Origin of the sequence: Pontibacter ramchanderi, from assembly GCF_002846395.1 — a bacterium.
Lineage (GTDB): Bacteria > Bacteroidota > Bacteroidia > Cytophagales > Hymenobacteraceae > Pontibacter > Pontibacter ramchanderi.
This window is the reverse complement of record NZ_PJMU01000001.1, coordinates 932,717-956,466: the sequence shown is the minus strand read 5'-3', so window position 1 is coordinate 956,466 and position 23,750 is coordinate 932,717. Positions and strand designations below refer to the sequence as shown.

The following is a 23,750-nucleotide window of genomic DNA, read 5'->3' as shown; positions in this document are numbered from 1 at the left end:
TGACTGATATACAAAGAGGATATTAGTGATTTTTGTATAGCAATTTGACAATATAGATATAATCTTTAGCTTTTTAAGGATTAATATCTTTCAAATTCTATTATAATATTTCAGATTTTTTTCTGTACTTTCATGACTAGAGTTGTAACACCCTAATCTACGCATGGAAAGTACCTCTACAGAAAACAAGCAGCATAACAGAATAGGAGTCACCTTAAAGGAAAGCATTACAGAAGGATCTAAGCTTTCTGTAATTTCTTCTTACTTCACCATATATGCATTCCAGCAACTTCAGAAAGAGCTGGAGGGTATCGAAGAGGTTCGGTTTCTTTTTGATAACCCAGTTTTTGGCGCTGCCACCAGTAATCCACTATCTATCCGCCCGGTCCATATACTTGGTGACCATACCGAGAGTCTTCTCAAGAGTAAACTTAACCTGCAGAAAGTAGCAAAGGAATGTGCGGAGTGGGTTGGCAAGAAAGCGAAGATCAGGAGCACCAAGCATGCTAACCATATAGGTACCAAGTTCTTGCATGTGCATAATGTAGTTCCCGGACCTATTGCCATTAACACTTCCAGAGCTGACTTCACTGCCACTGGACTAGGCTTTGCGCCAAGTAACACGCGCTACTTCTACAATGTGGTAACTGGCGTAAGCGAAACCATAGACATGCTGCAGTTCTTTGATGAGCAATGGGATAACCCAGCCTTTGTGGACGATATAAAGCAGGATGTTCTGAAACAGCTGGAATACGCATACAAAGACCATACACCACAGTTTTTATATTTCTTCACGCTGTACAACCTTTTCAAAGATTACCTGGAGGAGCTGGACGAGGAGAAAATAGTGAAGTCGAAGACTGGCTTTAAAGACACGTTGGTTTGGAATAAGTTATATAAGTTTCAGAAAGACGGTGTATTAGGTGCTATCGACAAAATTGAGCGGTATAACGGCTGTATCATAGCGGATAGTGTTGGTCTTGGAAAGACCTTTGAGGCGCTAGCTGTAATTAAATACTATGAGCTTCGGAATGACCGTGTGCTGGTGCTTTGCCCTAAGAAGCTGCGCGATAACTGGACGGTCTATACCTTGAATGACCGACGAAACAGTCTGGCCGATGACCGCTTTAACTATGACGTGCTCAACCATACAGATCTATCCAGAGAAGAGGGCTTGTCAGGGGAAATTAACCTTAAGACCATCAACTGGGGAAATTACGATCTGGTGGTGATTGACGAGTCGCACAACTTCCGAAATAACAATGCCCACCGTGATCATCAGACCAGGTATACCCGCTTGATGAATCAGATCATCAAAGCAGGGGTGCGGACCAAGGTGCTTATGCTGTCGGCTACGCCAGTGAATAACCGAATGAATGACCTGAAGAACCAAGTGGCATTCATTACGGAGGGTGATGATATGGCTTTTGAGAACCAAGGTATAGACAGCATACACGAAGTAATGAAGCGGGCGCAGCTGCAATTTAACAAGTGGCTTACAGACGAGGAGGCTGATAAGACAGTTGAAAGTTTGCTGGAAACGCTGGATTCGCGCTACTTCAAGTTGCTGGACCTGGTGACCATTGCCCGTTCCAGAAAGCACATAGAGAAGTATTATAACATCAGCGACATTGGCGAATTTCCAAAAAGGAATAAACCAGAAAATATCAAATCTGATATTGACCGAGATAACTTATATCCATCGCTGCACCATGTGAACATGGAGATCAGGCGACTGAGCTTGAGTGCTTATGCGCCGCTCAAGTATATACGTCCTGACAAAGAAGAAGAGTATAGCGCCCGCTACGATATGTTTGTTTCATCGGGCAGGCAGTTCAGGCAGAAAGACCGTGAGGAAAGCCTTATCCACTTGATGCGTGTGAACATGCTGAAACGTATGGAAAGCTCTATTCACTCTTTTGGTATTACGCTGGGTAACTTACTGTACAAAATTGACAAGCTACTAGAAAAGATACAGAATAAGTCAGACTACTACGACGAGAGCCTTTCTATTGAAGAAATTGAGATAGATGACCCACAGCTGGAGGATTTCTTAATCGGCAACAAAACCAAGGTGCTTTTGCAGGACATTGACGATGTGCGCTGGAAAGATGATTTGCTGGAAGACCGAAACCGCTTGCAGCAACTGTTGGAAGCTACATTGCAGATCGATGCGGGACGGGATAAAAAGCTACTGGACCTCAAGGCGCTGATCAAGAAGAAAGTGGAGAATCCGCTTAATCCTGATAACAAAAAGCTAATCGTTTTCACGGCTTTTGCTGATACGGCTAATTATCTGTATGACGAGATAGCAACTTGGGCAAAGACAGAGCTTGGTATATCGAGTGCGCTTGTAACAGGTGCTGGACAAAACAAGACCAACCATCCTGGGGTGCGAAGCGACCTGAACGAGATACTGACCAATTTCTCTCCTGTTTCGAAAGAGCGTACTCACCAGTACCCACATGCCAAAGGGGAAATTGACTTGCTGATAGCCACGGACTGTATCTCTGAAGGGCAGAACCTACAGGATTGTGACTATCTGGTGAACTATGACATACACTGGAACCCAGTACGAATTATCCAGCGCTTTGGCCGTATTGACCGCCTTGGCTCTAAGAACAGCGTGATACAGTTGGTGAACTTCTGGCCTAACATGGATCTGGATGAATACATTAATCTGGAGGCGCGGGTAAGTGGGCGTATGGTGTTACTGGACATTTCAGCTACAGGGGAGGAGAACGTGATTGAGCAGACCGAGAAAGACCAGATGAACGATCTGGATTACCGCCGCAAGCAGCTGGAACAGTTGCAGGATAGCGTAGTGGACCTGGAAGAAATGCACGGCGGTATTTCCATCACCGACCTGACGCTTAACGACTTCAAGATGGAACTGATGGAGTACCTGAAAACACACAGAGGAGATTTGGAGCGCACGCCTACGGGTGTGCATGCTGTCGTAACAGCCAGTGAGTCAGATATAAAGCCAGGTGTTATCTTTTGCTTAAAACACCTAAAGGAAGCCGCTACTTCCAAGCATACACAAAATGCGCTGGCACCTTACTATCTGGCCTATGTAAATGAAGCTGGTGAAATGGTGAATGGCTTTATGCAAAGCAAAAAGATACTCGACATTTACCAGAAACTGTGCAGCGGCCAAAATGAGGTGCTGCCTGAACTGATACAACAGTTCAAGAAAGAAACAAAGCAAGGCCACGACATGAGCCTGTACCAAAAGCTACTGGAAGATGCGGTGCAACACATCAAAGGCAAGAGTCTGGAGAAGGGTGTTATGAGCCTGTTTAGCCCCGAGGGGACAGCTACTTTTAAAGAGCAGGTGCAGTCGGTAGCGGACTTTGAAGTGGTGTCGTTCCTGGTGGTCATGAACCCACAAGCTTAGGTATGGCGATGGAGTTTTTGAGTAAACTAAACATACCTGAAGCTTGCCTGATAGACCAGCGCATACCTAAAAGCAGCATTGTGGCGGGAGCGGAGTTGGGTACGGCTGATAAAAAGCTGTTGCAGGACGAAGTGCAGGAAGTGAGATGGCTGGCCGCTTTTAAGCCGAACAACGCAGCCATACCTGCCTTTGCCGATGCGCTATACCTGTACAATGAGGTGCATTACATCTTGCTTGAGCTAAAGGGAGAAGCGAAGTATAAGAAAGTGGCCGAGCTCTTGCAAAAGGTAATGCCGTACCCTTTGGTGCTGTGGATCGTGGCGCAAGACAAGCTGTGTGTTTGTACAGCCGACAAGCGGATAAACCAGAACGATACTGCCAAACGGACCATAGAAAGCCTTACCTTTGCACCCTGGTTACAGCTGCCGCTAAGTGGTGATATTAACCTGCCATTTGTAGAAAGTCTGGCTACTGAAATGCTGCCGCAATACAGCCTGAAGGCATTTTACCAAGGTATAACCACCCGTATTTTCAACCTGCAAGCGGCACAGCTATCAGGTACTTATACAATCAAAAATGCGGATAGCACCCGACAAGACGTGGAGGTGTTGGCAGAACTGCGTAGACTGGCCGACGAGATAAGCCGCCTAAAGAAAGAAATTAAAAGCAGCACCGCTTTTGGGGAGCAGGTAACACTACATATACAACTAAAGAAGCTGCAAGAACAACAAGAGCAACTGCAACAGGCCATGCAGTAAGAAGAGCCTGAAATACTGACACTGAAAGATATTTTCTAACATTATACCATATATTTTTATGGATACCATTACCAAAGAACACGAACTAGCCCAGAGCCAGAATATAGTAACTGACAACATTGAGAAGCTGAAGCAACTGTTCCCGACTGTGTTTACCGAAGGGAAAGTTGATTTTGATGTGCTGCGCTCGGTGCTTGGTGACTATGTGGAAAATGAAAACGAACGCTACCAATTTACTTGGAAAGGGAAAGCCCAAGCCCTGCGTGAAGCGCACAAAACATCTACTGGCACCTTGCGGCCTTGCCCAGAAGAAAGTGTGAACTGGGACAGCACCCAGAATTTATACATTGAGGGAGATAACCTGGAGGTGCTGAAGTTGCTGCAAAAGAGCTATCACGGGTGCGTGAAAATGATATATATCGACCCTCCTTACAACACAGGTAAAGACTTTGTTTACAAGGATAATTATAAGGATAATCTTAAAAACTATCTAGAGATAACAGAGCAAGGAAAAGGATTTGGTACGAATTCAGAATCAAGTGGCCGCTACCATTCAAATTGGCTAAATATGATGTACCCACGTCTTAAGCTAGCTAGAAATCTACTAAGTGATGAGGGTGCGATTTTCATTTCTATAGACGGGAATGAAATTGAAAATTTGAAAAAGCTCTGTAATGAAATATTTGGAGAGGATAATTATATCGAGCAAATCATTTGGAAGAAAAGAAGTACGCCCCCAAATGATAAAATAATTGGCGCTGCCCACGAGTATATCTTAATTTTTGCTAAGAATGTCGCGCTTTTAAAATTGAATCTAAGACAAAGATCGGTAGAGCAAATAGGAAGGTATAAAAACCCAGATAATCATTCCAAAGGCCCTTGGACGTCTGGAGATTTAATGGCAAATGTGAAAGGTGGTAGATATGTAGCCTCTTTGTATTATCCCATTGTTAATCCTAAAACAGGCGAGGAACATTATCCATCATCAAACGGTAATTGGAGGTTCAATAAGGAAAAGATTGATCAGCTTTTAGAGAAAGATGAAATTTACTTTGGAGAAGATGGAAAAGGTAGACCGAAACTTAAGCGTTTCCTTTGTGATGTTAAGGATGGAATAACATATACAACACTCTGGGATTTTGTGCCTTTAAATACCGAAGGTTCAAGCGAAATGGCTAGAATACTGGGTAATATGTCTATTTTCGATAATCCAAAACCATCTGGTCTAGTGAAAGAACTTCTTAAATTAGGCTCAACAAAGGACGGTTTAATTTTAGATTTTTTCTCTGGTTCAGCTACTACCGCCCACGCAGTTTTTGATCTCAACATTAGTGAAAGTAATAATCTAAAATTCATTTTAGTTCAGCTGCCAGAAGTAACTGATAAGGGCTCTGAAGCTTTTAAAGCTGGTTTCAAGACGATTGCAGAAATTGGAAAAGAGCGTATACGTCGTGTAATCAAAGAGATTACTTTAAAGGAGCCCACAAAAAGTGAGCAAATAGATCTTGGCTTTAAGGTATATAAGTTAGATAGTTCTAACATCAAAGAGTGGGATCCATCTAGTAATGATATCCAAAAGACACTTTACGATAGCATTAACAACATAAAAGCAGGCCGTACTGAAGCCGACATAGTCAGTGAAATTCTTTTAAAGTACGGCCTTGACCTTACCTTACCAATCAAAGAATACCATATTGCTGGTAACAATGTGTATAGCATTGGGCATGGTGCGCTGTTGGTTTGCCTTTCTGAAAACATCACGATGGATACCATTGGTGGCATAGGTGAACTGAAAGAAGATCTGGCGCCAGAGGTATGCCGTGTGGTACTGCGCGACAATGGCTTTAAAGACGATGTGGCTAAAACCAATGCTATGCAGGTGCTCAAGCGCTATGGCATTGAAGATGTGAAAAGCATATAAGTAACGTTTCACCATCTTAGCCTACGTGTCTTATGAAGATTAAATTCGAAGATAAACTCGACTACCAACAGGAGGCGATAGCCGCCATCACCCATATTTTTGAAGGGCAGGAAATCTGCCGTACCAACTTCAGTATAACGCCGCAAACTACAGGGCAGGCCAACCTATACCAGAGCGAACTAGGTATAGGCAACAAGCTTTCGTTGCTCGAAGATGAGCTACTGGCCAACGTGCAGAAAATACAGATCCGCAACGGCCTGAAGCAAAGCAAAAAGCTGGACAAAAAGGACCTGCACTTCTCTGTAGAGATGGAGACGGGTACGGGTAAGACTTACGTATACCTGCGCACTATTTTTGAGCTGAACAAAACCTATGGCTTCACGAAGTTCATCATCGTGGTGCCGTCTATTGCCATTAAAGAAGGTACGAACAAGTCGTTGCAGATAACCAAAGAGCACTTCAAAGGACTCTACGACAACATCAACTACGACTTCTTTACTTACGACTCGCAAAAGCTGGAGCAGGTACGCAGCTTCGCCACGAACGACTATGTACAGATCATGGTCATCAACATCGACGCGTTCCGCAAAAGCTTTACCGACCCCGAAAAGGAAACCAAAGCCAACATCATTCACCGCACCAACGACAAGCTGAACGGGTATAAGCCCATCGACTTTATTAAGCAGACCTGCCCTGTCGTGATTATAGATGAGCCGCAAAGTGTTGATGCCACACCAAAGTCGAAAGAAGCTATACGTTCGCTTCATCCTTTGTGCACGCTCCGCTATTCGGCTACCCACAAAGACAAGCACCACCTGATGTACCGTCTGGACTCCGTGGACGCCTACGAGCGCAAGCTGGTAAAGCAGATTGAAGTAGCTAGTTTGGAGGTGAAAGATTACCACAACCTGCCTTACATCAAGTTGCTTAAAGTAGATAACAAGAAGTCGCCCATCACAGCCACTGTAGAAATAGACATCAACCAAGGCGGTAAAACCAAGCGTGTCACCAAAGCCGTGAAGCAGAACACCGACCTGATGGAATTAACCAGACGCTCGGTGTATGAAGGCTACATTATCCGCGACATCTACTGTGCCCCTGGCAACGAGTACATCGACTTCACCAGCCAACCAGACATTGTGAGGCTGAACAAAGCCATCGGTACGATAGACGAAGACACCTACAAGCGCGAGCAGATTCGGAAGACTATTGAGGAACATCTGGACAAAGAGCTACGTCTAAACCCGCTCGGCCTGAAAGTGCTTAGCCTTTTCTTTATCGATAAGGTAGCCAACTACCGCATTTACGACGAGCAGGGCAACCCACAGAAAGGGAAGTATGCCATCATGTTTGAGGAGGAGTACAAGAAGCTTATTTCTAAGCCAAAGTACCACTCGCTGTTCGGCGAAATAAAAGACAAAGACGAAGCTGCCGCCTACGTGCACGATGGTTACTTCTCGGTAGACAAGAAGAACATAGCCAAAGATACCAAAGGCGACACACAGGCCGACGAAGATACCTATGGCCTGATCATGCGCGACAAAGAGCGCCTGTTGAGCTTCAGCTCCAAGCTGCGTTTTATCTTCTCGCACTCTACTTTGCGCGAAGGCTGGGATAACCCCAACGTGTTCCAGATCTGTACCTTGAACGAAACTGGCTCGGTAGTAAAGAAGCGGCAGGAAATTGGTCGTGGTCTGCGTTTGGCTGTTAACCAGAATGGCGAACGGGTGCAAGGCTTTGATGTAAACACGCTTACGGTAATGGCCAACGAGTCGTACGAAGACTTTGTAAAGGCTTTGCAGAGAGAAATGGCCGAAGAAGAAGGTATAAACTTTGGCGTAGTAGAAGACCATACCTTTGCCAATATCATTACTGGATTGGACGAACTGGATCAGCCTGTATACCTTGGACTGGAGGCGTCTGAAAAACTTTATGGCTATCTACAGCAACAAGCCTACATCGACATTAAGGGTAAAGTGCTGGACGATCTGCGCCACGATTTGCGCGAGAACAAAGTAGAAGTGCCAGAAGCCTATGAGCATGTAAAGCCACAGATAATCAAGCAGCTCAAAAAGATAGCTGGTAACCTGAACATCAAGAACGCGAACGACAAGAAGAAAATCAGCGTCAACAAAGGTGTGTTACTTAGCCCAGATTTTGAGCAACTGTGGGATCGCATAAAGTATAAAACAACCTTTTCGGTAGAGTTTGACCCTGAAAAGCTCGTGCAGAAATGTATCGAAGCCATGCAGAATCAGCTGATTGTAGGGAAGGGCAAATTCATTTACAAGAAAGCACTCACAGAGATTTCTAAAGGCGGCGCACATGCGTCAGAAACGCACGAGTCTACTTCGCTGATTGACCAGCAGGTGCAGACGCTACCTGATATTGTGAGCTACTTGCAAAACGAAACAAACCTGACCCGAAAGTCTATTGTGGAGATTCTGGTGAACAGTGGCAAGCTAGACGCCTTTAAGAACAACCCGCAACGCTTTATCGACGAGGTAATCGACATCATCCGCACGCAAATGCGTCACTTCATTGTGGACGGTATCAAATACGAAAAACTAGGAGAGCAGGAAGTCTATACCCAAGAGCTGTTTCAAAACCAAGAATTGTTCGGTCACCTGAAGCACGACATGCTGGAGAGCACCAAGTCACCTTACGACTACGTGGTATACGACTCAGCGATAGAAGCCAACATGGCCCAGCATTTTGAGAACAGTGCCAACGTGAAGGTATATGCCAAGCTCCCAGCCTGGTTCAAGATCGATACACCACTAGGCACCTATAACCCCGACTGGGCCGTGCTATGGGACAATGATGGCGAAGAGAAGCTATACTTTGTGGTAGAAACAAAAGGCGCTCTGTCGTGGGAATTTTTAAGACCAACTGAAAAAGCTAAGATTGAGTGCGGCCGCAAGCACTATAAAGCTCTTAGTGATGATATTGGCTTTACTGTAGCCGAAAGCTTTGAGTCGTTTAGTGATGTGGCGATGTCATAGCTAGTGCTTTTAATTAATTGATAAATCTTAAACTAAGATAACCTTTAACCTATGGAAACAGCCCTAGAAATTCAAGAAAGTGAAACTATCAAAGAGCCTGTCGCCGCCTCTCTTGATGATGATTCTTATGATTCCTCAGGAGACGATGGCGATGATGGTTTAGACGTTGCAGTCAATCAAAGGAAGATTATTTGGCAGGCCAAAGACTTCTCTATCAGAGAATTCCTAAGCATGAAGCAGGATGGTGAACTGGAGCTGCAGCCAGAGTATCAGCGTAACTTTGTGGCTTCTCCTATCATTGCAAGTCGCTTAATTGAATCAATTTTGATGGACGTTCCTATACCTGTTGTATACTTGGCTGAAGATAAGGACGGCACCTTGAGTGTTATTGATGGGCAGCAGCGACTAACATCTTTCATCAGTTTTGTCGAGGGCAAATTTCCTAATGGGACCAATTTTAATCTCACGGGGCTGAAAGTGCTAAAGGAATGGAACCGCAAAAGCTTTCAGCAATTAGACAAAGAGCTACAGACCAAGATTAAGACTACTACCATCCATTCTATCATCATTAAGAAGGAGTCAAACGAAGATATAAAGTTTGAGATCTTCGAAAGGCTGAACACAGGCTCTACCAAGCTGAATGAAGATGAAATTCGAAACACCGTTTATAGAGGTCCTTATATAAAGCTGTTAGCAGAGTTGAGTGAGAATGATACCTTCCACCAAATTGTGCAGAAAGACAACTTTAAAAACAGGATGATTTACAGAGGGATGATTCTGCGCTTTTTTGCTCTTTCAGAAAAGTCTTATGTAAACTATAAGTCATCGATGGTGCAGTTTTGCAATAAGGAACTGCGTGAAAACAGAAACTTCTCCTCCGAGAAAGCAAATGAATACCGCAACCGCTTCCTACACAGTCTGGACTTAGTGAAAGTAGTGTTTGGCGAACATGCTTTTAGACGTTACATACCAGCTGATAGCCAGTCTTCTCAAGGGCGCTGGTCTGATAGCCAAATCAACATGGCCTTATTCGATTTGCAAATGGTGGGCTTTGTAAACTACTCTAAAAACGAAGTTCTATCTAAAGCAGATTATATTAGAGAAGCTATGCTGGACCTGATGATCAACAATTCAGAATTTCAGTATTTTATTGGCTACAAAACTTCTGATACAGATAATGTGAAGAAGCGTTTCAGAATCTGGATGGATAAACTTGATGAAGTGATTGGCAGCAACAGTTACCAGCAACGCACTTTTCCTTTTAGTGTGAAGCAAGCTTTATTCAAACAGAATCCTGTATGCGCTATTTCTGGGCAGCAGATTTTAGCAATTGAAGACGCTGAAGTGGATCATAAATTGCCTTATTCGAAGGGTGGTGCCACTACTATCGATAATGCTCAATTGGTGTTAAGGTACTTTAACCGAGCAAAGAATAATAAGGTGATGGATAACTGAGTAGGAAAGCATTAGGTGAGGAAGCCCCATTGTTAACTGATACTGTTACCAATGGGGCTTTTCTAATTATTGAGTGATTAGCATTTCTTTGAGCGTGCGTCTATTCTAGGATCACAAATTAGAGTTAACTACCTACCTTAGTTCTAAAGTATAGTGCTTGGCACGCCATATGAGATCACATTAATAAAAGATTAATATTTTATTGACTTAATCTAATTTGTGTATATATTAGCTATGTAATATATAATAAACGTCCTTTATTCTTACATGGCCTGGCCTTTGAGTATAAAGCAGTACATCACTTTTCATTAATCTCTAACAATTAATTCTTCCAAAAAACAATTCCTAGCTATGATTTGGTTTTTCGTTATCGCAATCCTCGGCTACATTATGTACCGATTCTTCTCAGCTCTAAATAAGGACAATTATGATCTACAAAACCGTACTCTGGATGACAAGTTCAGTGTTATTGTAGATGCAATCAACGAAGCAGCTTTTAATGGTCGAGGCACAGTTACTAATCTCGATAAAAGAGCTTTCAATCTGTATGAAGTAGGTAAAAACCAGATCATACACTTTAATTATGGAACTGGCCACTTGACCATAACATGGAAGTATAAATTTTTTCAAAAAGAAGTAGTACACGAAAAGCAATTTAATGATGTCAGAAACCTAAGCATTTTTGAACAACAGAAAATTGCTAACCAAATGATAGCCGAGATGGCGAGGGTGGTAGAAAGCCACCAAATGAATACAATGTCTGGTATTTACTAATTCTTGAAGTTTTATGTCTGCGTTTTTACTTGTAGTATCTGGCCTACTTTTTATTTCAACATTTGGTATACACATGATGGTTATCAGTGGAGACAAGTTTGATAGGCCCATGTATACCTATAGCCCATTACTTAATTCAATCCCTTGGATAAGCGGATTTATATTTCCTGTGATTGCTTTTTCAATAGCATTCAAACTTAATTGGTTCGCAATCTTTATCATTAATATCGCTGTGGCATATGTATTGGGACCAATTATAACCAGGGCCTTTCTTGTAAGATTTTCAAGCGGGCATAGTTTGGGAAAAGATATGGTTTACGCTTTCGTAGCAGGTATAGTAGCTTTAATAATCGGTCTAGCTTTCCAATAAGCTGTTAGATATTTCGACTAATTTACATACTTCAGGTACTGCTTGTAACATCAGGTGTATTGAGTTGGAAGTCCTCACATTACACCAGGTAGCATTATCATTTCGATAAGTTTTATCAACAAATACCCGTAGAATTTCACCCGTTTAACCCCAATAGAATGTTTGGTATATTCAAAAAAAAGGAGAGTAGCTCCACATCTAATCCGCTTGCTGGTTTTCAATCGGAGTTCACTAAGGAGCAGAAAGCAGCAATTATTGGTAGTTTGGTCATAATAGCTAAATCTGATGGTCAAGTTCACCCCAAAGAAATGCAGCAAATCGAGCAAGTGGCTAAGCTTTTAAGGATAGATTTTGACGACCCCATTTTTGCTAGATCAGCTCAAGGAGGAAAAGAATTGATGATCAAAACATTGAATACTTTAACTCAAAGTCAAAAGGAATGGTATGTAATTACGCTACAAGGTATGGTAGGTGCTGATGGTAAAGTAGAAGAAGTTGAGTTGAGTTTTGCTCTCGGTATATGTGAAGATATCGGAATCTCAGAGGATAAGTATATTGAGATCGTAGAGAAAGCACATCTTTTGATGGAGAAGTTTATGGGTAGATAAACAAGAGATTAATATTTGCTAATGTCAACTCCTATACCACCCAATTACTCGAACGGCGAAGAAGTCACTGAAAAGGTACTTACACAGAGAGCAGAATTAAATTTATTTTTGGCGCTCTGGGCACTGTATGTGACATGCGTTTCTCTATGAAGCGCGGCTGGTACTATGCTGTTGAACTCCACGATGGCGAACTGCGATGGTTCTACGAAAAGTCTATGAACAAGTGCAAGCCTAAGTTTATTGTAAGCTCTATCCTTTAAAGCAGATACCTAAGCTACTTTAAAACACACGCTCACCTAATTGAGAAAGGGCAGGAAATATCTGCCCTTTCTCAATTAATTCGCAATTCGCGAACGCGAATCCTCACCCCACCCAAGCCACTTCAAAATGCATCCCTTCCTTTTAAGCAAAATGCCTATCTAGTAAACTCTATTATGTAGTGCGAACAAGTAATAAGTCAGTGTGAATAGAAAGTAAAAATTATGCACCACTAGCCTTAAAAACCTGCTTAATTAAAATTTGAAGAGGCAGTCTTGAACAAAAGTTAAACAAATTCGAAATGAGCGGCTTTTTTCAAAGAAATTTAAACGATAAAATTATCAAATTCTATCTACATAGATATAAAGAATGTAGGTGAGTATCATGGAATGAATTATTGAATGCATCACTGCTTTTGTGCTCAGATACAATCGTCTTATTATCTTACTCTACTAGAATTGAAACTTACCGAAGGTAGGTGTATTTTTGACTTCTAGCACCTTTCAATGAAACTATACTAGAATTCACTATATGATTGATTCGTATGTAATCAATACATTCTTCAATAAGTAGATAAATTAAGGTTAGACTAAACTACTTTCCTTTTTAGAAGAAAATCAGCAATATCGAGCCCTTCTTCTTGCTGCTCTTTGGAGGCAATGCGCTCTAAAATATCCGATACAATAAAGGAAGCAATGCCCTGCAGCTCCTGTGCTTTTTGCTTCCACGCCCCATAGCCCCCCAAGTCTGGAAAGAGGGTCACCTGCCTGCCTGTGAGCACGGCACACTTTTCCGCTGTCAGCTGGGAAATCCCGCCAACTGCCAACCAGATGTAGCGAGGCAGGGACACCGAGCAAATGACGGCTGTTTTCTCACTCTCCACCACGGCCACCGGCTTGCCGGGGAAGAGCCCCAGCAGGTGCTCGCCGAACAGGCACTGCTTGAGGTGATAACCTTCCAGTTTGAGCACCGTGTGCACCCAGGTGAAATGGGGGAAGGGGTGCTTTATCCTTTTCCCGGTCGCTTTGTCATAGAGCATGATCTTGCCGGAGCGTATCCTGCCCTGCTGGTCTACGAGCCAGAAAACAGTGGCTCCGAGCCATTTCCTAGAAGTGCCGATGTGGTAGCGGGCAATGAGCTTTTCAGCCGTTTCCTTTCCAAACCTTTCTCTCAGAAACACAGCAAAATTGTTGGCGTTGTAGTGCCTACGGCTTTCCTGGAGACGCTCCAGGGGCATGTAGGAGATGGGCTGCGGTTTGTTTCCTAAGAAGGTGTTGGAAACGGGTTGTTTCCCCGGTTGATACTTGGTTGATTTATGGTTGAAAAAGGATTGAAATGTGTCGGGATGATCGGCAAAATACAGCTTGGGCGTGTAGTGATAGCCGCACTTACTCACCCGGTTGCAGCTGCCCACCGCCTCGTGCAGGTGCTCCCCCGTCTCGGTGTCGATGTAGCGTGTCAGCTGCCTCGTCTTCCCGCAGGCAGGGCAGGTAAAGCGCGTGTTCTGGCCGTTGCCGTAGGGCTGGAGTGTATAGCGGTAGGTGCTCATGCTGGATGTAAGATAGGAAAAGGAGGCTGCACTTTCGGCACTTTCAGCATTTTGGCCACAGCTTGTGCCAAAAGTGCCGAAAGTGCAGCAGGTTTACAATAGTTTTTCATACTGGCCGTGCGCTATTCTGGTGAAGAGCTGTTTTTCCGTCAGGAATTTTTTGAAGGTGCGTTCAGCAATACCCTGCTGGTGTGCCAGAAGCAGGCCATTGGATGTGGTGAAGTGCTGCGGCAGCTGCCCGTAGATGCTCCGCTGCCACTGGGTGTAGCGGTCGAGCGGGTCCTCCCGCTGCACGATGCGCTGCACCACCCGCGCCGTCCGGCGGAAGTACTGGGCCAGCTGAATGGCCCCCTCCACCGCCTTTAGCTCAATCGCTTCCTTTCTGGCCTCGTTGCAGGACCAGGCCAGCAGCTGCAGCACCAGGGCCAGGCGGATGGCGTAGGCCTCCAGCTTGGTGTAGACGCCCTTGAGCGCCTCGCTCTCGGCCGCGTTGCACAGGTCCGTGTTCTCCCCCTGCCACTCCTGCAGCCTCACCCAAGCGCTGGGGGAGAAGGGGAGGGCACGTGGCAGGGGCGTTTCCCACTCGTCCACCTCCAGCTTGAGCTCGAGCAGGAAGGACAGGCACTTGCCCCAGTTGTAGGCGTGCACCGGGTCGAGCGTCACCTGGCTCCAGCGCTCTTTTTGGATATGCTGGGGCATGGCAAAGAGAAAGCGGTCGAGAAAGCCGTTGTCGGCCTTGCCGTCCTTGGAGAGCTGCAGGAGCACCCCGTTCTGGATGGTGCCGATGATGGGGATGAAGGGGCGCCGGATGCGCAGCGACATGCGCGAGAGGCGGTCCACGCTCACGCTCTTGCCGCTCCAGGCGCTGAGCCAGAACTCCACCTCCCCGCCGCTCGAGTAGCGGTTGAGGTTCTTGATGAAGCCGGCCAGCTCGTCTGCCACCACGCAAACCCCCCGGCCGTTGTGGCTGTGGGCCTCGGTGAGGGCCTCCTGGGTGAAGTCGGAAAGGAGCAGCTTTTTGAGCACCGGCTTCTCCACTTCCTCTGCCGCCGGGTCCCGGTGCTTTTTGGCCAGGCCCTGCAATTGGTCGTACTCCCGGCGCTCCTGGGCATAGCGGTGGTAGGCCTCGTCGTCGCGCTTGGAGAGGGGGGCGAAGGCGAAGTCCAGCGGATGGCTTTTGTTGGAGCCCGGCGGGGCCACCAGTGCCGCGTAGAGCACGGCGCCCTCCTGCCAGCCCGGCATCACCTGGGCCGTGTGGCTGTTGCCGATGGCCGTGGCGGCGGCTGAGAGCATGGCCGTGGCCGTGAAGTCCTCCGGGAAGCGCAGGCTCTGGTGCGTGGCCCGGATGATGTCCTGCACGGCGGCAGGGAAGGCCTCAACGGGGAAGGGGTTGGCCTCTTCTACTGCAGGCGCTGGAGCCTTGGGTTGGGCAGGGGAAGGCTCTTGCAGCAGCTCGCTGAGTAGCCGGTCTGCCTGCGAAAAGTCGGGAGTAAGTGTTTCGTTCTCCATGATGGCTTACTTATTAGGTAGAGAACTTACTTCAACTGGGGCCTTCTGCTCATGCGCACGGCGGGAAGGCAAGTGGGACTGCCCGCGACGGGCAGGGGCGGCTGAAGCCGAGCGGAAAATTGCCCCGCTTTCTCGGCGGGATGGGGTAATGGCGTTGGTCATCGTGGTATATTGGTTGGTTGTGGCCACAATGATAAAACGGCAGCATGCAAGGGGGCGGAACCCCTTGCATGACCCTTGCTTATAGAACAGCTAAGCTGCTGGCAATCTGGTTGATTCGTTTTTTGTGAAGCCAGTATTTGTCACTGACCCCCTTGCTTTTCACCGAATAAGGGTCCTTCAAAAGCTTTCCTTTGAAGACAAAATGCCTGGCCACGACAGTCGGGGAGGAGGTGCTGTTGGCGGCCGTGTATAACTCAGCTGAGAGGTAGGGCTTGAGCCTGTCGAGCAGGTAGAACACCAGAGCCTTTGGCGGTAGGAAGTTGATGTACACACTCTGGGGGATGCCGGCGAAATGCTCGCAGAAGATGTCTAAGTCAATTTCCTCTATGATGTTCTCCTCGATCAGAGAGGCGTGCAGCCGCTCCAGCCTGTGCCTGTGCTTGGCGAGCCAGACCAACGAGGTTTTTTCCTTGGCTTTTCCCGGCCCGCTGCCAGCTAGGGTAATAGCGGCTCTGATGCCGATAATCCTGTTTTTCAGGTACTGGTAGACGTCCAGGTCACAGTATCCTTTGGCAACCTGGTCGATGAACTCGTCTTTCCGCTCTTGGTAGAGGCTTTCGTATACCTCCCTTCTGTTGGCGATAATGGCGGGGGTGTCGAACTCCTTTTGCTGCAGCTCCTTTCGGGTGAAGGGAACGGGCACATGGAAGCCACCGGAATCCAGTCTGGCCCTCTCCATTTTGCGGTCGAGCAGATCCTCGAAAAACCTCAGCTCCGCCTCCAGGCCCAGGCCGCCGACCAGGTGCTTGGCATTGTGTTCAGCGGATTGGGTTTCTGCTTTGACCAGCTGTCGGATTCGCTCTTTGATTTTCCTGTGAAAGTAGTTCAGCACTACCTTGTCGTCTGCCTCCATCTTGCAAAAGGGTATAGTGGTGTAGGGGCTGCAAAAGTACAGCCTGCCGGTCGGATAATGAAGCACGCCCCCGCTTGAGTGCCAAGAAAATACGCTTCTTCCGCAAGAGACACGGCAGGGCAAAATTATTTATTAGGCTTCTTGTATACATGTATTAAATAATATTACCTTTGGGTAATAAAAGTATGAGTATGGGTCCAGCAGCCATGGAGGTAATAGAGTACCAGGTGAATAGTTTTTCCACCACGCCCTTTCTAGTAGGCACGGCCGAGGAGCAGCTCAAGTCCTACGAGCGCTACTACAGCCGCGTCTTCTCCGTCAAAGACGCTTTCATCACGCCCAAGCGCTTCCACGGCTGGCTCCATGCCGGTCTGCTGCCGCTCGACATGCCGGAGGGGAAGAAGACGCTGATGAACCTGCCCGAGTTCATCTGGGTCAGGCTCATCGACAGGCTGCGCCAGGTGGGCGTGCCGCTCGAGCACATCCAGCAGCTCAAGGCCTATCTTTTCACCGAGGTGGACCTGCAGGCGCTGGGCCAGCAGATGGCCACGGCCTCGACCGCGGACAAAACGCGGCTGGGGCAGATGTACGACCGTGCCGGCCTTACCGAGGAACACCGCCAGGCGCTGCATACCGAGCTGGAGGCGGAGGTGCCCCTGGCCCCGCAGCCGGGCATCCGGCCAGCGACGGTGCTCGACACCGTGCTCTTCCACCTGCTGGCCAGCCGCGACGAGGCGGGGGTGACGCTGCTGCCCTCGGGCTATTTCCAGCTGTGGATGGCCTCGGCGGGCGAGCCGCGCGCCAACACCACCCACGTCTACCTCTCCATCACCGAGCAGGTGCAGATCTTCCGCTCCAGTGGGCTCTGGGAAGAGAAAACAGAAAAGCTCGACGAGCTATCAGATGAAGAGTGGCAGGTGATCTGGGCCATCCGCAACAGGCGGGCCAGGGAGGTGACTGTGACCTTCGTGGAGAAGGGGGAGCGACGGCAGCTCGACATCACCACTACGACGGTAGAGCATGTGAAGAGCAGCGAGATGGCCATTGACCTGCTCAAGCTGGGCAAGTACGAGGACATCCGCATCAAGACCAACGATGGCAAGAGCCTGCATGTGGAGCGAAAAAAGCGCAGGCGGTTTTAAGGCTTTTGTTGTTGCTGACCAGTACCAAACCGGGATCAAACCAAAGACAAACAGTGGTCAAACCAGAATCAAACAGGAGATAGCCCGTTTTAAACCGCTTTTCAAACGCTTTTCAACCGGCTTTCAGAAGATTCAACGGCAATACCACACCAAGACAAACTTTAACCTAGGGCCCCACCGGGTAAGGTAAACCCTGCTCTGGAGAGGACCTGCCAAGGGGCACTGAATACCTCAGGCCGAACCAAAAAAGAGCCGCCCTACCGGAAGCCCCGGACGGCGGCGCTAACGGAACCGTTCCGTGCAAACCATAACCAAACCAAAAACAACCCAAGAAAAACAGAAAAGAAAGTCAAGTAAAGGCAAATCAACAGCATTTCAACCCGCTAGTCCTCTGCCTGAGGTAGAGGACATAGAGCAGGGGGAAGGGCTTTACGAGCAAGTAAGGCAGGACGAGCAGCTCAGGCTGCAGCATGTTGCAAAACTTCTTGCCACGCCAGGCTACAGCCACCTGTCTGATGAAGTGGCCAGCGACATGGTCGATCAAATGCTGCGCCTCTCCACGCTCCTCTACGAGCTGGTGCTGGCAGAAGACGATCAACAAGAGCAAACCAGTACCAAACCAGTTTCAACCGGGGCCTTGGCCCAAACAAAGTAAGACGATGAAAAAGACAGCAAACAACGCAGCGAAAGCCAACCAGGACCTGAGCATCTTCGCCCGCCCGCAGCAGACAGCCAATAAGAAGCGCAAACCCGCTGCCAGGGGCAAGGTGGCCGTCATCTACACCCGCGTCTCGACCAAGGAGCAGGCCGAGACGAACCAGAGTCTCGAGACGCAGCTGGCCAGTTGTAAGGACTACGCCGAGCGCCACGGCTACGAGGTAGTGGGCTACTTCGGCGGCACCTATGAGAGCGCCAAGTCTGACGAGCGGAAGGAGTTCAAGCGGATGCTCGACTTTGTTAAGAATAGCAAGCTCAAGATCGGCTACATCATCGTCTACTCCCACGACCGCTTCTCCCGTTCCGGCCCCAGTGCCGCCTTTATCGCGGACGGGCTGCGGCAGGAGGGCGTCTCCCTTTTGGCCGTCACCCAGCCCGTGGACACTTCCAACCCCATGGGCATGCTCATGCAGCAGCTCTACTTCTCGATGGGCCACATGGAGAACCACCAGCGCAAGGAGCGCTGCACGGCCGGCATGGTGGCCAAGGCCCGCAAAGGCTACTGGGTAGGGGGCAAGGCGCCGATGGGCTACGACCAGCTGCGTGTGAACGGCGAGCAGGTGATCAAGCCCAACAAGACAGGCAAGCTCATCCGCCTGGCCTTCCACCTGAAGGCCGAGCAGGGCCTTCCGAACACGGCCATCCTCCAGCGCCTCAAGGAGCAGGGGCTCACGCTCTATGACCAGACGCTCTCTAAAATCTTCCGCAACCCCTTCTACTGCGGCCTGATCACGCATGGCCTCCTGGAAGAGGCTGAGGTGGTAGTAGGAAGGCACGAGCCGCTCGTCTCCCGCGACATTTTCAAGCTGGTCAATGGGCTGCAGGCGCAGAACCCTCAAGGGTATGTGCAGGTGAAGGAGGACGAGCACCTGCCGCTACGCCACCACATCCAGTGCGGCTCCTGCCATAAGCCGCTCACGGGCTACGAGATGAAAAAGAAGGGCATCCACTACTACAAGTGCAACACCAGGGGCTGCTGCCTCAACCGCAACGCGGGCAAGATGCACGAGCGCTACCAGGAGCTACTCAAAGGCTACCAGTTAGATCCGCTGCTCCTGCCGCAGGTGCAGGAGATGATGTCACAGGTGTTCAAAAAGCTGAACTACGACTCGGAGCAGGAGGGGAAACGGCTCAAGCAGCAGTTATCGGAGCTGGGAAAGAAGCTGGAAACGCTGGAGCGCCGCTACGCCTACGGGGAGATCGAGCGGGAGATGTACGCCAAGTTCAGCGCAGAGCTCAAATTAGAGATACGGGAAATAGAGGGAAGTATCGAGAAAACGACCGGAGTCTTATCGAACCACCAGATGCTGGTGGAAAAGGGGCTCAAGCTGACGCTAAGTCTCTCATCCTCATGGGGAAAGGCGGACGCTTCGAAGAAAAGGAGGCTGCAGGCGTTGGTGTTCCCGGAGGGGGTGGCGTATGAGCGGGAAAATGATGCTTATCGAACCATGCGCGTCAACTCCTTTTTCGGCCTTGCGGCGGAGATTTCGCAGGAAATGGGGCAAAAAGAAAAAGGGAAAAGCGATTTTCAAAATCACTTTTCCCCTTCAGTAGTCCGTAGGGGAATCGAACCCCTGTTGCCAGAATGAAAATCTGGAGTCCTAACCCCTAGACGAACGGACCATTCTGTCGTATTGTGGTGCAAATATACGGCAAAGGGCTTACAAGGCAAATTTTTTTTTGATTTTTTAACCCTAATGCTCGTAAAACATTAAGGATCAGGAAGGAAAAAATATATTGGTTTTCCTTATCTGTAATCGTAACTTCGCACCATCAAATTTTAAAACAAATCAATCCCAAATACCATGTCTAAAATTAAAGTTGCAATTAACGGTTTTGGCCGTATCGGCAGACTTACTTTTAAGGCCCTTCTGGAGAAGGACAACGTAGAGGTAGTGGCTATCAACGACCTGACCAACACGAAAACGCTGGCTCACCTGCTGAAGTATGATTCAGTGCACGGCCGTTTCAATGGTACAGTAGAAGCCTCTGACAACGGTATTATCGTGAATGGCAAGGAGATACAGATCACTGCTGAGCGCGAACCTAAGAACCTGCCATGGGGTAAACTTGGTGTAGACGTTGTGCTGGAGTCTACCGGCCGCTTCGTTGACGAGCAGGGTGCTGGTGGTCACCTGGAAGCAGGTGCCCGCAAAGTAGTTATCTCTGCACCTGCCAAAGGCAACATCCCAACGGTGGTACTGGGTGTGAACGAAGACATCCTGACAGGTGACGAGACGATCGTTTCGAACGCTTCTTGCACGACCAACTGCCTTGCGCCAATGGCAAAGGTACTGGACGACACATTCGGCATCGAGAAAGGCTATATCACCACGGTACACGCTTACACAGCTGACCAGAACCTGCAGGATGCACCGCACAGCGACCTGCGCCGTGCCCGTGCCGCTGCTTACTCTATCGTGCCTACGTCTACTGGCGCTGCCAAGGCCGTTGGTCTGGTATTGCCGCACCTGAAAGGCAAGCTGGATGGCGTAGCGATGCGCGTTCCAATTCCAGATGGTTCTTTGACAGACCTTACTTGTATCCTGAAGCGCCCCGCTACAAAAGAGGAGATCAACGCTGCCATGAAGAAAGCCGCTGAAGGCGAGATGAAAGGCATCCTGGAGTACACCGAGGATCCGATCGTTTCGATCGATATCGTAGGCAACACGCACTCTTGCATCTTCGATGCGGAGATGACCTCAGCCAACGAAACACTGGTAAAAGTGGTAGGCTGGTACGACAACGAGGCGGGCTACTCTAACAGAGCTGCCGACCTGATTGCCAAGCTTGGCTAATTAGCCGGTTTTATACCTTATTTTCTGCAAAAGCCCGCCTTATAGGTGGGCTTTTGTGTTTTGTAGGTGTATATAAAAGAAAATCACTATATTTCAAGTGAGAATGACATATGTCATCGTACGGGCGTATACAAACCTGTATTTTTACACCTGAAATCAAACCGAAAGCTTAAACCGCACAAAATTATGAGAAGAATACTTGTACCAACCGACTTTTCAGACCAGGCCCGCCACGCCTTTAAGGTAGCCGTTGAGATCGCCCGGCAGACAGGCGCCGCCATTAAGCTGCTGCACGTGGTCGAACTGCCTTATTCCCCCTCTTTCAGCGCAACCGGCGACCTGGTTGGTGGAGACGGTATGGAGCAGGTATACATGATGAAGCTGCTGGAGAATACGAAGTACCGCATGGCCGAACTGGAGCGCTCCGTGGAGCACGCAGGTGTGGAAGTGGTGCAGGAAGTAGATTCTGATAATGTGATCCGCAAAATCCGCCGCGTAATCAGCGATGACCAGGTGGACCTGGTGGTAATGGGTTCCAAGGGTGCTAGCGGTATGGACGAGTTCCTGCTGGGCTCCAACACGGAGAAAGTGGTACGCACAGCGGAGTGCCCTGTACTGACCGTGAAAGGCCCGATCACCAATTTCCAGATACGCAATATAGTGCTGCCGTCTGATTTCAAGCGTGAGATCGGCACCGCTGTGGAGAAGTTCAAGTACTTCCAGCACATGTTTGGGGCACAGCTGCACCTGGTATATGTAAACACTCCGGGTGCTTTTGAGTCGAGCAGCAACCTGCGCGCGCGCATGCAGAAAGCAGCCGAACGCTATGGTCTGCAGAACTACACCATCAATGTTTACAACGACACGATCGAAGAAGACGGCATCCTGCACTTTGCCGAGGAAATCGGTGCAGACATGGTGATGATGGCCACGCACGGACGTACGGGTTTGGCGCACCTGCTCAGCGGCAGTATTGCGGAAGACCTGGTAAACCACTCCGATATACCTGTGCTGACGTTTCACCTTAAATAAGTAATGCATACTTGCACAAGAGAAAGCCCGGCGAATAGCCGGGCTTTTTTTATTGTCCGGTGGAATAGGTTACTTTGCGTAGAAATAACCCAGAATGCAGGGGATAACACCTCTGCTGAGCATGTATGAGTAAAAGTCCCCATTTCCGGTTCATCATCAACCCTACCTCCGGTCCGCGTAGCAAGGTCGATGTGGCCGCCCGTGTAAAGCTTCACCTGGACCATCGGAAATTCGACCACGATATTGTGTACACCGACTACGCCGGCCATGCGCCGGAACTGGCCAGACAGGCAGCTGCTGAGGGATGCGATGTGGTGGTGGCTGTAGGAGGCGATGGCACAGTGAACGAGGTGGCCCAAGGGCTGCTGCATACCAAAACGGCCCTGGGCATCATCCCAAGGGGTTCTGGAAACGGACTGGCCCGTCACCTGCAGGTGCCTCTGACCGTCGACGCCGCCATCCGTTTTCTCAACCACGGGCACCGCTCTATGATCGACAGCGGCACCATCAACGGGCATCCCTTCTTCACGACGGCAGGTATAGGGTTCGACGCCTACATCAGTTCGGTATTTGCGGGGAGCAAGAAGCGCGGTTTGCAGACCTATGTGGAGCTGATCCTGAAAGAAGTGCGCAACTACCGCCATCTTTCGGTAAAGGCCGTTATCAACGGAAAGGCCATCGATACGGAGCTGTTCGTAATGGCCTTTGCCAACGCAGCGCAGTACGGCAACAACGCCTACATTGCGCCCATGGCCGACATCCGGGACGGTAAGCTGGATGTGTGCCTGGTGCGCAAACTGGACATGTTCAAAGCCCTGCAGCTGAGTTATGCTATGTTAGCCAAAAAGCCGGCCAGCGCCGACAGTGCCGAGTATTTTACAACTGAAGGTGTAACCGTGCAGACCGACCACGAGATGATGCACCACGCCGACGGAGAGTATTTGGGCAAGGCAAAAACATTTGAGGTGCGTATGGTGCCGCAGTCATTGCACGTGGTGGCACCCTAAAGGTATAGACAAAAGATTATGAGCGACAAGAATAAGAAAGGCCGGCAGGGGGTGGTATACTCCACCAACTCCGATTACAACTACGAATACGAGCAGCAGCACGAAGCCGAAACGCTCCCGCCGCAGCAGCAGAACCTTAAAGTGATGCTGGATAAGAAAGCCCGTGGCGGCAAGCAGGTAACGCTGGTGGCAGGCTTTGTTGGTACGGAAGATGACCTGAAAGAGCTCGGCAAAATGCTGAAAAACAAATGCGGCGTGGGCGGTTCAGCCAAAGAAGGCGAGATCCTGATCCAGGGTGATTTCAGGGATAAGGTGCTGCAGGTGCTGCAGGCCGCAGGTTACAAAGCCAAAAAAGCTGGAGGTTGATTCGAG

Annotated in this window: 17 protein-coding genes and 1 tRNA gene; 14 read left to right on the top strand and 4 right to left on the bottom strand. The window is 48.5% G+C overall.

The genetic code is table 11. The features are described 5' to 3' along the window. Window positions 1-163: 163 nt before the first annotated feature. From BD749_RS04090 to BD749_RS04055, 7 genes are all read left to right on the top strand, one after another. On the top strand, window positions 164-3,400 hold the full coding sequence (locus BD749_RS04090; RefSeq protein ID WP_101443083.1) for a helicase-related protein: 3,237 nt from the start codon (window positions 164-166) through the stop codon (window positions 3,398-3,400). Between the two features lie 17 nt (window positions 3,401-3,417). After that, entirely contained in the window at window positions 3,418-4,158 is a 741-nt protein-coding gene (locus BD749_RS04085) for a DUF4391 domain-containing protein (RefSeq protein WP_180336306.1), read from the top strand. Window positions 4,159-4,216: 58 nt separating this feature from the next. After that, the gene (locus BD749_RS04080) at window positions 4,217-6,079 is read left to right on the top strand and encodes a site-specific DNA-methyltransferase (protein ID WP_101443081.1); all 1,863 of its coding nucleotides are present in this window, start codon (window positions 4,217-4,219) and stop codon (window positions 6,077-6,079) included. A 32-nt stretch (window positions 6,080-6,111) separates the two neighbouring features. Next, window positions 6,112-9,084: a type III restriction-modification system endonuclease gene (locus tag BD749_RS04075; protein WP_101443080.1), complete on the top strand. Its 2,973-nt coding sequence runs from the start codon at window positions 6,112-6,114 to the stop codon at window positions 9,082-9,084. A gap of 51 nt (window positions 9,085-9,135) precedes the next feature. Continuing rightward, window positions 9,136-10,539, top strand: a complete 1,404-nt coding sequence (locus BD749_RS04070) for a GmrSD restriction endonuclease domain-containing protein (protein ID WP_101443079.1) — start codon at window positions 9,136-9,138, stop codon at window positions 10,537-10,539. A 351-nt stretch (window positions 10,540-10,890) separates the two neighbouring features. Then, the gene (locus BD749_RS04065) at window positions 10,891-11,313 is read left to right on the top strand and encodes a hypothetical protein (RefSeq protein ID WP_101443078.1); all 423 of its coding nucleotides are present in this window, start codon (window positions 10,891-10,893) and stop codon (window positions 11,311-11,313) included. 528 nt (window positions 11,314-11,841) lie between these two features. Further along, window positions 11,842-12,291: a TerB family tellurite resistance protein gene (locus BD749_RS04055; protein WP_101443076.1), complete on the top strand. Its 450-nt coding sequence runs from the start codon at window positions 11,842-11,844 to the stop codon at window positions 12,289-12,291. Window positions 12,292-13,138: 847 nt separating this feature from the next. On the opposite strand, the gene BD749_RS04050 is transcribed toward BD749_RS04055, so the two are convergent. The 3 genes from BD749_RS04050 to BD749_RS04040 all read right to left on the bottom strand — a co-directional run bounded on the left by BD749_RS04050 (window position 13,139) and on the right by BD749_RS04040 (window position 16,682). Next, window positions 13,139-14,098 carry a DUF6371 domain-containing protein gene (locus BD749_RS04050; protein ID WP_101443075.1) on the bottom strand — a complete coding sequence of 320 codons (960 nt, stop codon included), beginning with the start codon at window positions 14,096-14,098 and terminating at the stop codon, window positions 13,139-13,141. Window positions 14,099-14,191: 93 nt separating this feature from the next. Further along, the gene (locus BD749_RS04045; protein WP_101443074.1) at window positions 14,192-15,607 is read right to left on the bottom strand and encodes a DUF3987 domain-containing protein; all 1,416 of its coding nucleotides are present in this window, start codon (window positions 15,605-15,607) and stop codon (window positions 14,192-14,194) included. A 241-nt stretch (window positions 15,608-15,848) separates the two neighbouring features. Further along, complete coding sequence (locus BD749_RS04040; protein WP_101443073.1) at window positions 15,849-16,682, bottom strand: hypothetical protein; 834 nt, start codon at window positions 16,680-16,682, stop codon at window positions 15,849-15,851. A gap of 185 nt (window positions 16,683-16,867) precedes the next feature. Here BD749_RS04040 and BD749_RS04035 point away from each other — a divergent pair, with 185 nt between their 5' ends. From BD749_RS04035 to BD749_RS19735, 3 genes are all read left to right on the top strand, one after another. Continuing rightward, a complete protein-coding gene (locus BD749_RS04035) occupies window positions 16,868-17,824 on the top strand; it encodes a hypothetical protein (RefSeq protein WP_143741226.1) in 957 nt (318 codons plus the stop codon). A 298-nt stretch (window positions 17,825-18,122) separates the two neighbouring features. Beyond that, window positions 18,123-18,479 (top strand): hypothetical protein, encoded by a 357-nt coding sequence (locus BD749_RS19215; RefSeq protein ID WP_143741225.1) that lies wholly within the window; start codon window positions 18,123-18,125, stop codon window positions 18,477-18,479. A 4-nt stretch (window positions 18,480-18,483) separates the two neighbouring features. Beyond that, window positions 18,484-20,130, top strand: coding sequence for a recombinase family protein (locus BD749_RS19735; RefSeq protein ID WP_394341661.1), 1,647 nt, complete (start codon window positions 18,484-18,486; stop codon window positions 20,128-20,130). Here BD749_RS19735 and BD749_RS04020 read toward each other — a convergent pair. Further along, window positions 20,093-20,164 (bottom strand) — tRNA-Glu (locus BD749_RS04020). The two genes, BD749_RS19735 and BD749_RS04020, sit on opposite strands and share 38 nt — an antisense overlap. A 182-nt stretch (window positions 20,165-20,346) precedes the next feature. Between BD749_RS04020 and gap the strand changes: the two genes are divergently transcribed. The 4 genes from gap (at window position 20,347) to BD749_RS04000 (ending at window position 23,744) form a co-directional block, all read left to right on the top strand. Continuing rightward, complete coding sequence (gene gap / locus BD749_RS04015) at window positions 20,347-21,339, top strand: type I glyceraldehyde-3-phosphate dehydrogenase (protein WP_101443070.1); 993 nt, start codon at window positions 20,347-20,349, stop codon at window positions 21,337-21,339. A 186-nt stretch (window positions 21,340-21,525) separates the two neighbouring features. Beyond that, window positions 21,526-22,371, top strand: coding sequence for a universal stress protein (locus BD749_RS04010; protein WP_101443069.1), 846 nt, complete (start codon window positions 21,526-21,528; stop codon window positions 22,369-22,371). Window positions 22,372-22,496: 125 nt separating this feature from the next. Further along, window positions 22,497-23,378: a diacylglycerol/lipid kinase family protein gene (locus tag BD749_RS04005; protein WP_101443068.1), complete on the top strand. Its 882-nt coding sequence runs from the start codon at window positions 22,497-22,499 to the stop codon at window positions 23,376-23,378. 18 nt (window positions 23,379-23,396) lie between these two features. Continuing rightward, window positions 23,397-23,744 carry a translation initiation factor gene (locus tag BD749_RS04000; RefSeq protein WP_101443067.1) on the top strand — a complete coding sequence of 116 codons (348 nt, stop codon included), beginning with the start codon at window positions 23,397-23,399 and terminating at the stop codon, window positions 23,742-23,744. Window positions 23,745-23,750 lie beyond the last annotated feature (6 nt).